At 64.7% G+C, this 14,458-nt stretch carries 12 protein-coding genes; 2 read left to right on the plus strand and 10 right to left on the minus strand.

Annotated features, from left to right (window positions below; all coding sequences use genetic code 11):
• Positions 1–46 precede the first annotated feature (46 nt).
• The 9 genes from MRBLMS1_RS19750 to ybaK form a co-directional block, all read right to left on the minus strand.
• Complete coding sequence (locus MRBLMS1_RS19750; protein WP_436479988.1) at positions 47–955, minus strand: ion transporter; 909 nt, start codon at positions 953–955, stop codon at positions 47–49.
• 80 nt (positions 956–1,035) lie between these two features.
• Positions 1,036–2,787, minus strand: a complete 1,752-nt coding sequence (locus MRBLMS1_RS19755) for a cation:proton antiporter domain-containing protein (RefSeq protein WP_128141999.1) — start codon at positions 2,785–2,787, stop codon at positions 1,036–1,038.
• Between the two features lie 112 nt (positions 2,788–2,899).
• Positions 2,900–4,132: a metal-dependent hydrolase gene (locus MRBLMS1_RS19760; protein ID WP_485881322.1), complete on the minus strand. Its 1,233-nt coding sequence runs from the start codon at positions 4,130–4,132 to the stop codon at positions 2,900–2,902.
• A 104-nt stretch (positions 4,133–4,236) separates the two neighbouring features.
• Entirely contained in the window at positions 4,237–5,898 is a 1,662-nt protein-coding gene (locus MRBLMS1_RS19765; RefSeq protein WP_485881324.1) for a GDYXXLXY domain-containing protein, read from the minus strand.
• Positions 5,895–6,854, minus strand: a complete 960-nt coding sequence (locus MRBLMS1_RS19770) for a DUF2157 domain-containing protein (RefSeq protein ID WP_485881326.1) — start codon at positions 6,852–6,854, stop codon at positions 5,895–5,897. The genes MRBLMS1_RS19765 and MRBLMS1_RS19770 overlap by 4 nt, the downstream gene beginning before the upstream one ends.
• A 39-nt stretch (positions 6,855–6,893) precedes the next feature.
• Positions 6,894–7,184: a DUF427 domain-containing protein gene (locus MRBLMS1_RS19775; RefSeq protein WP_128141995.1), complete on the minus strand. Its 291-nt coding sequence runs from the start codon at positions 7,182–7,184 to the stop codon at positions 6,894–6,896.
• Between the two features lie 70 nt (positions 7,185–7,254).
• Positions 7,255–7,914 carry a DsbA family oxidoreductase gene (locus tag MRBLMS1_RS19780; RefSeq protein ID WP_485881329.1) on the minus strand — a complete coding sequence of 220 codons (660 nt, stop codon included), beginning with the start codon at positions 7,912–7,914 and terminating at the stop codon, positions 7,255–7,257.
• A gap of 127 nt (positions 7,915–8,041) precedes the next feature.
• Complete coding sequence (gene plsY / locus MRBLMS1_RS19785; protein WP_223278936.1) at positions 8,042–8,686, minus strand: glycerol-3-phosphate 1-O-acyltransferase PlsY; 645 nt, start codon at positions 8,684–8,686, stop codon at positions 8,042–8,044.
• A 97-nt stretch (positions 8,687–8,783) separates the two neighbouring features.
• Complete coding sequence (gene ybaK, locus MRBLMS1_RS19790; protein ID WP_338679671.1) at positions 8,784–9,275, minus strand: Cys-tRNA(Pro) deacylase; 492 nt, start codon at positions 9,273–9,275, stop codon at positions 8,784–8,786.
• A gap of 37 nt (positions 9,276–9,312) precedes the next feature.
• Here ybaK and MRBLMS1_RS19795 point away from each other — a divergent pair, with 37 nt between their 5' ends.
• Positions 9,313–10,284, plus strand: a complete 972-nt coding sequence (locus MRBLMS1_RS19795; RefSeq protein WP_485881331.1) for an endonuclease/exonuclease/phosphatase family protein — start codon at positions 9,313–9,315, stop codon at positions 10,282–10,284.
• Between the two features lie 8 nt (positions 10,285–10,292).
• Here MRBLMS1_RS19795 and MRBLMS1_RS19800 read toward each other — a convergent pair whose 3' ends face one another.
• The gene (locus tag MRBLMS1_RS19800) at positions 10,293–12,827 is read right to left on the minus strand and encodes a sensor domain-containing protein (RefSeq protein WP_485881333.1); all 2,535 of its coding nucleotides are present in this window, start codon (positions 12,825–12,827) and stop codon (positions 10,293–10,295) included.
• A 392-nt stretch (positions 12,828–13,219) separates the two neighbouring features.
• Here MRBLMS1_RS19800 and MRBLMS1_RS19805 point away from each other — a divergent pair, with 392 nt between their 5' ends.
• Positions 13,220–14,455, plus strand: coding sequence for an efflux RND transporter periplasmic adaptor subunit (locus MRBLMS1_RS19805; RefSeq protein WP_485881335.1), 1,236 nt, complete (start codon positions 13,220–13,222; stop codon positions 14,453–14,455).
• Positions 14,456–14,458 lie beyond the last annotated feature (3 nt).

Consider the following 14,458-nt stretch of genomic DNA (forward strand, 5'->3'; position numbering starts at 1 on the left):
GGCCTTAAAAAAGTAAAGTAAAAACGGTGGATGAAGGGTTCAGTCGCTAATCGCGGGCCAGCGGCGGCAATGCGACACCACAGTTCTTGCAGAAATTGGCATCGTCGTCGAGCCCTTCTTTCAGGCACGTGGGGCAGGTACGCGTGGTGACCAGCTTGGAGCTGCGCTGTACCGTCATCTCGGCGCTGATAATGCCGGTGGGCACTGCCAGGATGCCCCAGCCCAGCAACATCATCAGCGAGGCGATGGTGCGGCCGATGTCGGTCTTCGGCGTGATATCGCCGAAACCGACCGTGGTCATGGTGCTGATGGCCCAGTATATCGACGTGGGGATACTGCTGAAACCGTTTTCCGGCCCTTCCACGACGTACATCACTGTGCCCAGCAGAAAGACCACCATCATGACGAACGACAGGAAGATGAGGATCTTGCGCCGGCTGGCCAGCAAGGCCCGCCCCAGCACCGTGTATTCATGCACATACGACGTGAGCTTGAGGATACGGAACATGCGCAGCAGGCGCAAAATGCGCACGTCGATCAGCACGTGCGCACCCGGCAGCAGCAAGCCGATGTAGGTCGGCACGATGGCCAGCAAGTCGATAACACCGAAGAAACTCTTGGCGTAGCGCACAGGATGCTGCAGGCACGACAGGCGAGCGAAATATTCGATGGTAAATAAAATGGTGAAAAACCATTCGAGCGCCGTCAGCCAGGTGCCATAGCGCTCGGCCACGGAGGCGACACTGCTGAGCACGACCACCGTCACGCTGATCAGGATGGCGGCGATCAGCAGCAAATCGAAGGCGCGGCCCGTGCGCGTTTCCGCCTCGAAGATAACGGTGTACACCTTCTCGCGCCAGCCCCGCTCGGGCTTGCCAAATTTTTGCTGCGTTTCCTGCGCCGCCAGCTGCTGCGGCGTCAGGGGCGCCGCTCCGCTTTTCGTCGCGGCTTTCATGTGGTTGATGTGCTCATATACTATTATTGTATAGATAATTGACAAAGCACGGCGACACGCACTGTTGCGCTACGGCAGCACTACGACAGCTTTTTCGCCAGCAACACGGCATTGCGCCGGTCGCGCTCGGCTTGCACGATGTCCGTCGTGCGCGCTTCCGACAGGCCCACCTCGTGCAATACCGTGGCCGTCAGCTGCAGCGCCGACTCCAGCGCCTCGGGCACGACCAGGGTGGCGCCCGCCTGTATCAGGGCCACGGCATGCGCCTCGTCGCGCGCCCGCGCATACACGGGCAGCTGCGGATATTCGCGGCGGATCGATTTCACGGCGTGCAGCACGGAGGCCGCATGGTCCATGGTCAGCACGACGGCGGCAGCCCGGTCCGCATTCACCTTTTGCAACAGTTCCGCGCGCGAGGCATCGCCGAAATACACGGGGAAACCGCGCGGATGCAAGGTCGTCACCAGGCGCGCGTCGTTTTCAATCGCCACATACGCGATATCCTGCTCCGTCAGCACCTTGGCCAGCAACTGCCCCACCCGGCCGAAACCGGCGATGATGACGGTGCTGCCCTGCGGCGGCAGCGCGCCGTGCGCCAGGTCGGCCAGCTGATGGTGGTGGCGCTGTTCCCACCAGTTGCCGAACGCGCGCGCCGCCTTGGCCAGCGCCGGCGTGGCGAACAGGCTCAGGCCCACCACCAGCATGACGAACTGCGCCACCTGCGGGCCGATCAGCTTGGTACCGAGTGCATACGCGACGACGATGAAGGCGAATTCGCCGCCCTGCCCCAGCAGCACGCCCGTTTCCACGGCGCGCCCCCAGTGAAAGCCGCCGATGCGGAAAATCACGCTGATGACCAGGGCTTTCAAGGCAAACAGGCTCAGCACGGCCAGCGGAATCAGCACGGGCGACTTGAGGATTTCGCGCACGTCGATCTGCATGCCCACCGACATGAAGAACAGCCCCATCAGCAAGCCCTTGAAGGGCTCGATCGTCACTTCCACTTCGTGGCGAAATTCCGTTTCCGCCAGCAACAGACCAGCCAGCAAGGCGCCCAGCGCCATCGACAGGCCCGCCAGATACGTCAGGCCGGCGATGCCCAGAGTACTGAGCAAGGTCAGGGCCATGAAGACGTCGGGCTGGTGTTTCTTGACGAAAAACTGGAACAGCGGGCGGATCACGCGGCGTCCCAGCAGATAGATGAGCAGGATGGCGCCCGCCGATTTCACGGCCGCAAAGCTGAGCAGGTAGGCCAGGTCGTCGCTGCGCCCGCTGGCGAACACGTCGATCAGGATGAACAGCGGTACCACCATCAAATCCTGGAACATCAAGATGGAAAAGCCCGCCTGGCCGGCCGGCGTCTGCAAGGAACGCTGATCGGTCAGCAACTGCATCACGACGGCCGTCGACGACAGCGACAGCACCAGGCCCAGCACGATGGACGCTTCGAGCGACAGGCCAAAGTAGTAGGCTACGCCGCCGATCAGGCAGGCGCTGACGGCCACCTGCCCCACGCCCGCGCCGAATACCCAGCGCCGCAGCGCCCACAGCCGTTCCGTCGACAATTCCAGGCCGATCATGAACATCAAGAACATCACGCCCAGCTCGGCCAGGCCGCTCACCTGCTCGGCCCGCACGAACGAGAAATACGTCAGCCACGTGAAGTCGCCGGCCCACAGGCCGAAGCCGAACGGGCCGAACAGGGCGCCGACGGCGAGGAAGCCCAGCACCTGGTTGACCTTCAGGCGCTGCAATAGCGGGATAAAAATCCCGGCCAGGGCGAGAAACAGCAGGGTTTCTCGCAAATACGGTAAGGCGTGCTGCTCTTCCAAAATAGTCCTAACTTAATGATATCCATGCCGAATTGGCAATTATTGCATGCTGGGCCGTTGCAAAACAGGCGCACATGCGATATTTTTTGCTTAAGAGCAACACATCCGTTCTCTATTTCGGCGGCGCCAGCATGTCCGCGCGGGGACGGTCCCAGCCCGGCACGTAGGCGGGGCATGGCCGGCTGCGGAACTGTTGCAATTCGACGGTCGTGAAATTGGGCTGCATGCCAGGATTGAAACGCACGTCCGTCAACTTGTCCGCATTCAACCTGGGCATGCGCGCAAAGCGGAACCATGCGTCGACATAGCAATTGTCTTCCTGCAAGGCGCGCAAGGCGGCCAGGCTGCCCGCCGCCCGGGCGGACACGGCGATGCCGGGCGCCAGCTGCTGCTCCTTCTTGCCCGTCTCGGCCAGCCCGGCCGGGCAAGCGGCGGGCGCCAGCGATGCGGGCAGCAGGCTCAGGGTGCCGCGCCGCAAGGTGTACACGTCCGTCTTGCTGTCGAGCGAGACATAGATCCAGCACAGCGGATTGCTGGGGAATGCCGTCATCGCCACGTCCCACACGCGCGTGCCGGGGTCCAGGCGCTGCACGGCCGCCTCGATGCGCGTACGGCCAAGGGCGGAAGCCACGCCCTGCGTACCGATGAAGGTAGCGGCCAGCGCGAAAGCCAGCAGCAATGGACCGCGTCCCCGTTCGCCGGCCCGTCCCTGCAGCACGGCCAGGATCACGCCCAGCCCCAGCAGCACGGCCAGCGAGGCGGGCGCCAGATAGGTTTTATAGGTGAAGAAACACAGGGCCGCCGCCAGCGCCGCCAGCAGCACGCTTTTGACGATGCCGTAGCGCAAGGACATGATCACGGGCACGCCCAGCAGCACCCAGAACATCGGTTCGACAATGAAGACCATGTCGCCATACAGCCAGCGGCTGTCAAACGGATAGAACGGGTGCAAGCCATAGGAATTGAGGAAATCCATGCTCATGTGCAAGCAGAATCCCAGCAGCAGGCAGGCGGCCAGGCCGATGCGGGCGGGCACGCTTTCCTTCAGCAGCCGGCGCGCGCCCGGCCATAGCAGCCATAGCAGGGCCAGCAAGATCAGCGCCTGGGGCAAGGCCAGCAGCAAGGTATGCGTGTGGCCGCGGTGGTGCAGCATGTAGCCGAAGGGGCGCGGCAACAACTTGGTCAGCACCAGGTCGAGGTCGGGCGCGTTGCTGGCAAACCATGCCGAAAATAGAAACAGCGCACGCCGGGTGCGCTGTGCGGGTAGCTGCGGCTCGGGCGGCAGGCTGCGGTGTACCAGTTCGCCGACCCCGAGGCCGATGACCGAATGCGTAATATTATCCATCGGGCAATTTTACAGGATGCGGCCACCCCAAGAGCAAAGGCTTGGGGTCGTACCCTCAGGTTACGCCCCCCGGATTCTGCCATTGGGTTTGTTCAATCAAGCGGCTACAGCGCCTGTAAATCTTCCCCGCGCATGCCCACCAGCAAGGCGCGGCCATCGGGCAGCACGCGGAACTCGCCATAACGTGCCTTTTCCCAGCGCGCCGCCTCGCCTTCCTTGAAGAACCAGGCATCGCTGACCAGCACCCAATTCCCATCCTTCGGCGTCAGCTCGAGCAGGAATTCACCGGGCCCCAGCGCCTCTTTGGTGTACGGGCGCAGCAGTTCCGCCACCCCGCGCGCATCGCGCCTGGCCACGACGAAAGGCCGGCCGGGCGCCCGCTCCACGCTGGCCAACGTGCTCAGCACGCCCAGATTGACGAAATTGAGGCGCATGTAGTCGCCCTGCATCAGCGAGCGGGGATCGACGGGTTCCAGCGCCACGAAGATTGCTTCCCCCTTGGCAATGAGCTGCTCTTTTTGCCAGATGCCGCCATTGGCGACCAACAACACCAGCAACAATCCGCCCAGCACGCCCAGGCGCGCGGCACGGCGCTCAAGCGCCACCTCCGCCGGTTTGTTTTCCACCAGGTGCAGCACGGCGCCGCGCGTGGCCAGCCACGACAACGCACACAGCACGGCGCCCGCGATCGCCAGCAGCGCCGCCTTGTTGGCCAGCGGCCAGGCCAGCTGGTAATAAAAGCTGCCGATGATCCACGCCGCCGCCAGCGCGGCCGCCACGGCCACGCGCGAGCGCCCGCTTGTCACGCAATACGCAAGGATCAGCAGCACCGGACCCAGCCCTGGCATAAACCACGCCAGCACGATCAGCACCAGCGCCACGCCGATGGCGGGCAACTGGCGCAATGCCGGCCAGCGCCACCCCGTCCAGGCAGCAGCCGCCGCGGCCAGCACGAGCGACACGCCATTCAAGGCCTGCGCATACCAGGCAATACCCTGGTGCCGCGTCACTTCGCGCGCCACTTCGCCGGCAAAGCCACCGCCCAAGGCACCGCCCAGCATGAAGGTCATGCCCGACCAGAAGACCAGCCCCAGCAGGATCGCCAATACCCACCCCGTCGACAGCGATTCCAGGAAGGCGGCGACGGGCGCGCCGCGGCCATCATTGAACGCTTGCTTCTGCAGCCAGTGGGCGGCCAGCCACAGTGCCAGGGCCAGCATCCAGGCCAGATACAGTTGCGTAGGATCGTTTTCGAAAATCCAGTCGCGCGTGCTATCGACGATGCCCAGCCCCAGCAAGCCGCAGGCGACCAGTCCCAGCAGCACGCGCAGCCAGTCGCGCGGCAAGGCGGCGGCCACCACCAGGCATGCCAGGCACAGCAGCAGCGATGCCGTCTGCGTGGAATAGTCGCGATACAGGGCATAGCCGAGCAAGCCGCCGCCCACGAGCAGACAGGGCACGGCCAGTTGCTCGACAAACAGCGCCACGCCGCGCGTGCGGATCAGCAGCACGGCCACGACCAGCACGATGACGGCCACCACATACGCGCCGGGACCGTGGCGCACGATGCTTTCCAGGCCCACGCCCAGCGCAATCATCAGGGGAATGGCGGCCAGCCAGGCGCCGAAGGCCGTCATCAGCACCAGCGGCCACGGCCGAACATCCTGCACGGGGCGGGTGGCGTTCGGCGGCAACAGGCCCGCGCGCGTGGCGTCGTCGATCAGGGTGGCGAGCGCGTCGGTTCGTTGAGTATTGATATTGCTCATGCCGCCTCCCGGCGCGTGCGCCACAGGATGCCTTGCACGGTCAGCGCCAGCAGCACGGCGGCCAGCAAGCCCAGCACGGTCAGCGCGCCGACGCCATCGCCATGGCCGTTGAACAGCACGTGCGTCAGGCCGCCCACCAGCAAGATGTTGATACCGAGCGCCACGGCGCTCAGGCCGAACACGTCAAAGAACCGGCCGGTGGCCAGCAGGACGCCGGCGACGAGCAGCAAGCCCAGTCCGGCCCAGTACGGCGACTCGATCTCATTGCCGAACAGGGCGCTGACGGCCGTGCCCGTGATGAGGATGGTGGCCAGCACCAGACCCAGACGCAGGGCCCAGCTGCCCGCGCCCGTCCAGCGCGCCAGCAGGGGCGAGACAAACGCACAGGCAAGCAGCACGGCCAGCCAACCGCTGAGGAAAATGCTCAGGTCGGACGAATCGATGCGCCAGCTATGGCGCACGTGGGCCTGCATCCACAGCGTGACGGCCGTCGACAGTACCAGCATCCACGGCGTCCACAGCACGTCGCTGCGCGCGACAAAACACAGGGGCAAGGCCAGCACGGCCCACAGGGCGAACAGCTGCCATGGATCGGCGCCCGTCTGGTAGGTCTGGCCGAAGTAAGCGAACAGGCCGCCGATGGCCAGCAAGGCCAGCAGCAGCAAGGGAACGCGCGCCTTGGGCACGGCAAACGCGCCCACGCAGGCGGCGGCAAACACCGCTTGCAGCAAGGCAAAGCGGCCCATGCGGCCGAAGTCTTCCCAATTGGCGGCCACCCAGCAGATCAAGCCCATGCCCAGCAAGGCGGCCCCCAGCACGGCCACGCCGCGCGGCAGCCAGTGGGCCAGGCGCGCCGGTTCGCGCTGGAAACCGGCCACTTCCTGCAACTGCCGGGTTTGTTGGGCATCGAGCGCATGGGCCGAGGCGAGTTGGTACACGGCGAGGCGTAAATCCATCGTCTGCTTTCTATTGATTTTTAGTATGGAAAGAAAGTGTCAGCGCTCGACGCTGACGCCGCGCCAGAAGGCGACGTGGCCGGCAATTTGCTTGGCGGCATCCTTGGGCTGGGGGTAATACCAGGCCGCGTTGGCATTGACCTGGCCGTCGACGACGAGGTCGTAATAGCTGGCCGTGCCCTTCCAGGGGCAGACGCTCGTGTGGCTGCTGGGACGCAGATAGTCCTGCGTCACGGCCGACAAAGGAAAATATATATTGTTTTCAACGACTTGCACCTGCGCATCGGTCGCTTGCGCGATGACGGCGCCATTCCAGCGGGCTGTTGGCATTTGGCTATCCTCCTTCACTGCGGAGTGTAGCCGAAATTAACCGTCATGGCGCGCGCCATTGGCGCCTCGTTCAGGCGCCGGCGATGATCTGGCGCAAGGCTTGCTCGAACACTTCAGGCGGCTGGCCGCCGGAAATCAAATGGCGCTCGTTGATGATGACGGCCGGCACCGAGTTGATGCCGTTCTGCTGGTAGAACTGCTCCTGCGCGCGCACCTCGTCCGCATAGGCGCCGGACGCCAGCACGTCGGCCGCTTTCACGGTGTCGAGCTCCACTTTGCCGGCCACAGCCAGCAGCACCTCGTGCGACGACGGATCCTGGCCTTGCGTGAAGTAGGCATCGAACAGCGCCATCTTGAGCTCCTTCTTGCGCCCTTCCAGAGCGGCCCAGTGCAGCAGACGGTGGGCGTCAAACGTGTTGTAGATGCGGCTACGCTTGTCCATGGCGAAGGTAAAGCCCAGCTGCTCGCCACGCGCGCGGATCGCTTCGCGCGACTGCGCCATCTGTTCCGGCGTGGAACCGTATTTGCGGGCGATGTGTTCGCCGATGTCCTCGCCTTCGGGCGGCATGTTGGCGTTCAGCTCGAAAGGCTGGAAGTGGATGTCGGCCTGGACGGTGTCTTGCAGCTTGTCCAGCGCCTGCTCCAGCGATTTCAGGCCGACCACGCACCAGGGGCAGGAAACGTCGGAAACGAAATCGATACGGACGGGAGTGGGAGTGGAAACAGTCATGGTGGCAGCCTTTGCGCGAGTCGGTGGCGGCCGCACCGCGCGGCGCCGCAAGGTTGGGGTCAGTTCCTTCGGAATCGGTATGCGCCCTATCAGGCCGCTTACCCCCGGCGGGTCTGACCCCGGCATTTTACTTTTTCTTGGCGGGCGCCTTGGCCGCATCCTTCTTGCCGCCGATCTTGCTTTCCTTGCCAGAGAGCAAATTCGCGATGTTCTGGCTGTGGCGGTAAGCGAGCAGCACGCTCATGACGATGACGGACAGCAAGATGGGATCGACGCCGAACAGCAAGCCATAGTAAAACGGCGCGAACAGGGCCGCCACCAGGGCTGCCAGCGAGGAATAGCGAAATGCGTAGGCAATGATCAGCCAGGTGGCCAGGGTTGCCAGGCCCAGCCATGGGTTGATGCCCAGCAGCACGCCGAGGGCCGTCGCCACGCCCTTGCCGCCGACGAAGCGGAAGAACACGGGCCACAGATGGCCGAGGAAGACGGCGATGGCCACCAGGGCCACGGCCGTGTCGCCCACGCCCAGCGCGCCGGCAAAGTGGTCGGCCAGGAACACGGCCAGCCAGCCCTTGGCACCATCGCCCAGCAGGGTCATGATGGCGGCGCCTTTGTTGCCGCTGCGCAGCACGTTGGTGGCGCCCGGATTTTTCGAGCCATAGGTGCGCGGATCGGCAATGCCGTAGACCTTGCTCATCACCACGGCAAACGATATCGAGCCGAGCAAGTAAGCGGCCACTGTCATTGCCACGGTTGTGATTACTGGATTCATTTCTTCCCTTTATTGTGTTTATTACACCAGCATCGAGGCTGGCGCAGCAGAATATACACCAGCACCCCGCCTACGGACAGGGCGGGGACTGGTTTTCTTAATCCTGCAAGGCGCACTGCACCGGCTTGGCTTGCAGCAAGTCAACAAGCACCTGTGGCGCCAACGAGACGAGGAAACCGCGCCGTCCGCCATTGATGTAGATGCGCGGCAAGTCCAGGATCGACGCTTCCACGTACACGGGCATGGTCTTCTTCGTGCCGAACGGCGAGGTGCCGCCGATCATGTAGCCGGAATGGCGCTGCGCCACGTCGGGCTTGCACGGCTCGACGGATTTGCAGCCGATGCCGCGCGCCAGGTTCTTGGTCGACACCTTGCAATCGCCATGCATGAGCACGATCAGCGGCTTGGCCGCCTCGTCCTGCATCACCAGGGTCTTGATCACATCGTGCTCGGGCACGCCAAGTTCGCGCGCCGACACGCTGGTGCCGCCGTGCTCTTCGTACGGATACGGGTGTTCTTCGAAGGAAACTTGATGCTTGCGCAGCAACTGCGTCGCCTGGGTTTCGGAAATATGCTCTTTTTTAGCCATGCGTGATACGCTGATCGTTCAGTGAGGAGTGCTAATTATGCAGGAAGAAATCCGCTTTGCCACATTCAATGTCTGCAACCTTGCCCCCGCCGGGGCGAAATTGTATGACAACCTGGAACCGTTGAGCCCGGCGCAATACGCAGCCAAGGCGGAGTGGACGGCGCGGCAGATCGACCTGCTCGACGCCGACGTGATCGGTTTCCAGGAGATTTTCTCGCAGGCGGCCCTGCGCGACGTGCTGTCGCGCACGCGCCATTACCGCGAAGCCACCGTGGCCGGCTACGACGCGATGGACCCCGCCGGACGCATGCTGCCCACGGTGGCGCTCGTGTCGCGCTTGCCCCTGGTGGGCGCCGGTGTGGCCTGGGCGGATTTTCCCGCCGGCGTGAGCGTCTCCGCCGAGGACAACGCCTGCCGCTTCGCCCGCGCGCCCTTGCACGTGCAGGTCATCTTGCCTGGCGGGCAGCTCACGGATGTGGTCGTCGTGCATTTGAAATCGCGCCGGCCCGACTACCGCCATGGCGACGGCAACGATGCGGCCGCCTACGCGCTGGCCAACCTGCGCTCGCTGCAGCGGCGCGGCGCGGAAGCCGTGGCCCTGCGCGTGCTGGCAAGCGAACTGGGCCATAGCGGCCGTCCCCGCATCGTGCTGGGCGACTTCAACGACATCGCCAATGCCGTCACCACGGCCATCGTCATGGGTGCCGGCGCGCCGTGCGAACCGCATGGTGACATGCCGGAAATGCGCGCGCGCCTGTACGACGCCAACGCCATCCAGTTGCGCCAGGATGCCTTGCGCCACGTGGGCTACACGAATATCCACGACAGCGCCTACATGACGATCGACCACATCCTCGTGTCCGAACATTTTCATCCTGCCTCGCCGCGCGCCATCGGCGTGCTGCAGGAAGTGACTTATCTCAACGACCATTTGCTGCTGGGCTTGCCACACGCGTCCGACCATGGCCAGGTGCTGGCGCGCATCAAGCTGCTGGGAAATATCCATTAACTCAGTCACTAATGTAGTAACTTCCCCATAGCACTGCCCTCGACTTGCGCGCTGGCAAAGCGCCCCTGGTATTGCTGGCAGCCCTGCCCCCGCAGATACGCGAGTTGCTGCGCCGTTTCCACGCCTTCGGCGATCACCGTCAACTGCAGCTCACGCGCCATGGCAATGATGGTGGCGGCCACGGCCGTGTCGGACTCGCCCGCCGCGCCGTCCACGGCGGCGGGCAGGAACGAGGGGTCGATCTTGAGTTTATCCACCGGGTAATGGCGCAGATTGGCCAGGCGCGAATAGCCGGTGCCGAAGTCGTCGATGGCCAGCCTGGCGCCCAGCGCGCGCAGCTGCGCCAGCACGCCGGCCAGACGTGCGCCGCCCTTCATCAGCAAGGATTCCGTCACTTCCAGTTCCAGGCTGGCGGCAGGCAAACCGGACACGGCCAGCGCTTCTTGTACGCTGAGCAATAAATTATTGTGCAGGCATTGCGCCGGCGACAGATTCACGGCCACTCTCCAGGCATGGCCCGCATCGTGCCAGGCCCGTGCGCGCAGACAGGCGTGGCGCAGCACCCAGTTACCGATCGACACCATCAAGCCGCATTCCTCGGCCACGGCGATGAAGCGCTCGGGCGGCAGCACGCCCAATTGCGGGTGATGCCAGCGCAACAGCGCTTCCGCGCCGAGGATCTGCCCGCTGGCCACATCGAGCGCGGGCTGGAACTCGAGCACGAATTCATCACGGCCCAATGCCTCGCGCAAGCCTTGCTCCAGGCTGGCCCGCTCGACGATTTGCGCATTCATTTCCGCATTGAAAAACTGGAAATTGTTGCGCCCGTTTTCCTTCGCGTGGTACATGGCGATGTCGGCGTTGTGCACGAGGGTATCGATGCCGTCTCCATCGCTGGGAAAGATGGCCACGCCGATCGAGGTCGACACATGCAGTTCGTATTCGCCCAGCTGGTACACCTGCGTCACGGCATGCAGCAGGCTGGCCGCCACGTGGGCCACCTGGTCGATGCCGCCCACCTCGGCCAGGATGATGACGAACTCGTCGCCGCCATGCCGGCTGACCGTGTCGACGCCACGCACGCAGCGCACGAGGCGCCGCGCCACTTCCTTGAGCAGCAAATCGCCCACGTGGTGGCCCATGCTGTCGTTGATGTGCTTGAAGTGGTCGAGGTCCAGGTACAGGATGGCCAGCATGCTCAGCTTGCGCCGCGCGGCCGCCAGCGCCAGCGACAGCCGGTCCAGCAGCAGCACCCTGTTCGGCAAGTCGGTGAGGAAATCGTGCTCGGCCAGATGGCGCGTGTGTTCCTCATTCTTCTTGCGCTCGCTGATGTCGCTGAGGATGGCCAGGTAATTGCTCAATTGTCCCTGCGGGTCGCGGATGGCCGTCAGCGACAGCCAGGCCGGGTAGCGCCCGCCCGCCTTGCGCTGGCCCATGATGTCGCCTTGCCAATAGCCGTTCGTCTCGACCTCATCCCACACGTGGTCGAAAAACGCGGGCGCGTCCGGCTCCACGCCGTGCAGGACGAAGGGTTTGCCCAGCATATCGTCCAGGCTGTAACCGCTGATCTCGCTGTACGCGGGGTTCATGCTGACGACCCGCTGCTGCGGGTCCATCACGACGATGGCCTCGCGCGCATGTTCGACCACCTGTGCCGACAGGTACAGGGCCCGCTCGGCCAGTTTGCGCGAGGAAATATCGCGGATCACGGCATAAAACAGATAGGTGTGGTCAAGCGTGACGGATGTGAGCAGCACTTCGCCCCAGAACAGCTCGCCGGTGCATGTCTGATAGCGCCAGTCGTAGCGGCAGTTGCCGTCGGCATGGGCTTGCGCGGCCAGCTGCGTGCCGCGCAACGAGGACAATGCGCCATCGGGCTGGCGCAAAGGCGAAAAGTCGCTGAGGCGGCGCCCCAGCAGCCGTGGCCGGCCTTCGCATTGAAACAGGGCAATGGCGGCCGGATTCGCTTCAGCGATATGCTCGTCACGCAACAGCAGGATGGCGTCGGCCGATTTCTCGTACAACTGGCGGAAATTGTCACCCATCAGCAACAAGGCGCCCTGCGCGACCCCATCCTGGCCGCTGGCCGTGATGTCGACATCGATGCAGACCACTTGCCGCACACGCCCGGATTGGATGACGGGAAACACGGTGGAGCAGATGCAGCGCGGCGCGGCCCCGTCTGCAGCGAGCTTCCACAGGCGCGTACTGCGCGCCTTGCCGCTTTCCCACACGGCCGTCAGTTCGCCCGCCGCCTCCTCGGCCACGCTGGCGGCGCCGGGCAGCGCGGCGGCCACTGTGGCCCACGGCTGGCCCAGCGCCAGTTCGGCCGCCACGCCATACAGGCGCGCCGCGCCAGCGCTCCAGTAGCGCACCATGCCGTCGCGGTCGATGCCGCGCACGGCCAGGCCGGGCGCCTGTTCGATCGCGGTAACAATGATCGACAGCAAATCGAGCGCCTTGCCGACCGGCCCCGCCTGCGGTTCGGCCGCGGCCAGCAAACGGCCCGGCGACGGGGTGGCTCCGGCAATCCGATCAGACATCAGGCCCCCTGTGGCGCGGCCGCGCGACAACCGGCAGGCGTATGGCCTGTCCGGTGGCGCAACCATCTTGACCATTCTTGCGCGCCAGCGAATCGGCTTCTTGAGGATGCGCAAGCATCGTGACGCGCATGGCGGGCATGCTGGCCGTGGTCTCCGGTCGCCGTTTTTTGCATTCCAGCCCCGATTTTGTGCAATCTGTCGCACGGCGATGGCGGCAAGCCTTGAATCTTCCTAAAGTGGCAACATGCGCATCGCCGTGAACGGCCGCAGCGGCAGGCGTGCTGTCTGCGGCCGCCACGGTGATGCGCTACCCGAATTCCCCCGGCCTGCCGCAGGCCGGCCGCACCGAGACCTGGCGCCGAACCCCTGCGCCGCTCCTGACTAAAAAACCTATGAAAAACGAGACCCTGCCCCCCGCCTCCCCCCTTGCCGCCACGCGCCGCCGGCGCTGGCGCACGCCCGTCTTGATCCTTGTCGTGCTGGGCCTGGCCGGCGGCGGCTGGACGGTGATGCAATCGAAGCAGCAAGCCGCCAAGGCGGCCGAACAGCAGGCGAGCAAGAAGAAGGAGCAGGAAAAGACGCCCGTGCATGAACTGGCGCAGGGCGACGTGGCCGCCATCGATGCGCGCGCCCTCAGTATCAGCCTACCCTTGTCCGGCTCGCTGGCGCCCGTGACCCAGGCGACCATCAAGGCCAAGGTTTCCGGCGTGATCGAGGCAACGACCTTGCAGGAAGGCCAGCACGTGGCCAACGGGCAAATCCTCGTGCGCCTGGACGCGGCCGACCAGCGCGCCCGCCTGACGCAGCAGCAAGCCATGCTCGACGAAGCGCAGGCGCGCCTGTCGATGGCCAGCAAGAATGAAGCGAACAGCCAGGCGCTGCTCAAGCAAAAATACATTTCACAGACGGCTTACGACACGACGCAGAACTCCGTCGACCTGGCGCGCGCCAACGTCAAGTCCGCCGCCGCCATGCTCGACATCGCCCGCATCGCGCTGGCCGACACGGTGATCCGCGCACCGATGGCCGGCATCGTCAGCAAGCGCCACCTGCAGGCCGGCGAAAAAGTCTCGCCCGACATGCCCGTCTACACCATCGTCAACCTGGCCCAGCTGACCCTGGAAGCGCCCGTGCCCAGCGCGGAAATCCCCCGCATCAAGCTGGGCCAGGATGTGCACTTCAAGGTCGACGGCTTCGGCGCGCGCGACTTCGCCGGCAAGGTCACGCGCATCAACCCGACCACCGAGAGCGGCTCGCGCGCCATGCTCGTCTACATCGCCGTCGACAATGGCGATGGCGCGCTGCGCGGCGGCATGTTCGCCAAGGGCAGCATCGTCACCGAGCGCTCGCCCGTGGCGCCGCTCGTGCCCCTGACGGCCGTGCGCAATGAAAAACAGGGCCCCGTCGTGTATGCGCTGGTCAACAACAAGGTCGTCGCCCAACCCGTCACCCTGGGCTTGCGCAACGAGGATGAAGGCTATGCGGAAGTGACGTCCGGCCTGGTGCCGGGCGCGAAAGTCATCGTCGCCAAGCTCGATGGCGTGAAACCTGGCCACGGCGTGACCTTCGCCGCACCGACGCCCGCCGCCCCCGCCGCGCCGGCAGCCGTGCTGGCACGGAAGGATTAAGCC

It is taken from the genome of Massilia sp. LMS1-1-1.1 (assembly GCF_040815535.1).
Classification (GTDB): domain Bacteria; phylum Pseudomonadota; class Gammaproteobacteria; order Burkholderiales; family Burkholderiaceae_D; genus Janthinobacterium; species Janthinobacterium aestuarii.

Excerpts from the sequence above, each read along its gene's own strand:
- MRBLMS1_RS19780 (WP_485881329.1), bottom strand. The coding sequence starts at position 7,914 with ATGACTGTTTCCACTCCCACTCCCGTCCGTATCGATTTCGTTTCCGAC.
- MRBLMS1_RS19770 (WP_485881326.1), bottom strand. The coding sequence starts at position 6,854 with ATGGATTTACGCCTCGCCGTGTACCAACTCGCCTCGGCCCATGCGCTC.
- ybaK (WP_338679671.1), bottom strand. The coding sequence starts at position 9,275 with ATGGCTAAAAAAGAGCATATTTCCGAAACCCAGGCGACGCAGTTGCTG.
- MRBLMS1_RS19765 (WP_485881324.1), bottom strand. The coding sequence starts at position 5,898 with ATGAGCAATATCAATACTCAACGAACCGACGCGCTCGCCACCCTGATC.
- plsY (WP_223278936.1), bottom strand. The coding sequence starts at position 8,686 with ATGAATCCAGTAATCACAACCGTGGCAATGACAGTGGCCGCTTACTTG.
- MRBLMS1_RS19775 (WP_128141995.1), bottom strand. The coding sequence starts at position 7,184 with ATGCCAACAGCCCGCTGGAATGGCGCCGTCATCGCGCAAGCGACCGAT.
- MRBLMS1_RS19800 (WP_485881333.1), bottom strand. The coding sequence starts at position 12,827 with ATGTCTGATCGGATTGCCGGAGCCACCCCGTCGCCGGGCCGTTTGCTG.
- MRBLMS1_RS19805 (WP_485881335.1), top strand. The coding sequence starts at position 13,220 with ATGAAAAACGAGACCCTGCCCCCCGCCTCCCCCCTTGCCGCCACGCGC.
- MRBLMS1_RS19795 (WP_485881331.1), top strand. The coding sequence starts at position 9,313 with ATGCAGGAAGAAATCCGCTTTGCCACATTCAATGTCTGCAACCTTGCC.
- MRBLMS1_RS19760 (WP_485881322.1), bottom strand. The coding sequence starts at position 4,132 with ATGGATAATATTACGCATTCGGTCATCGGCCTCGGGGTCGGCGAACTG.
- MRBLMS1_RS19750 (WP_436479988.1), bottom strand. The coding sequence starts at position 955 with ATGAAAGCCGCGACGAAAAGCGGAGCGGCGCCCCTGACGCCGCAGCAG.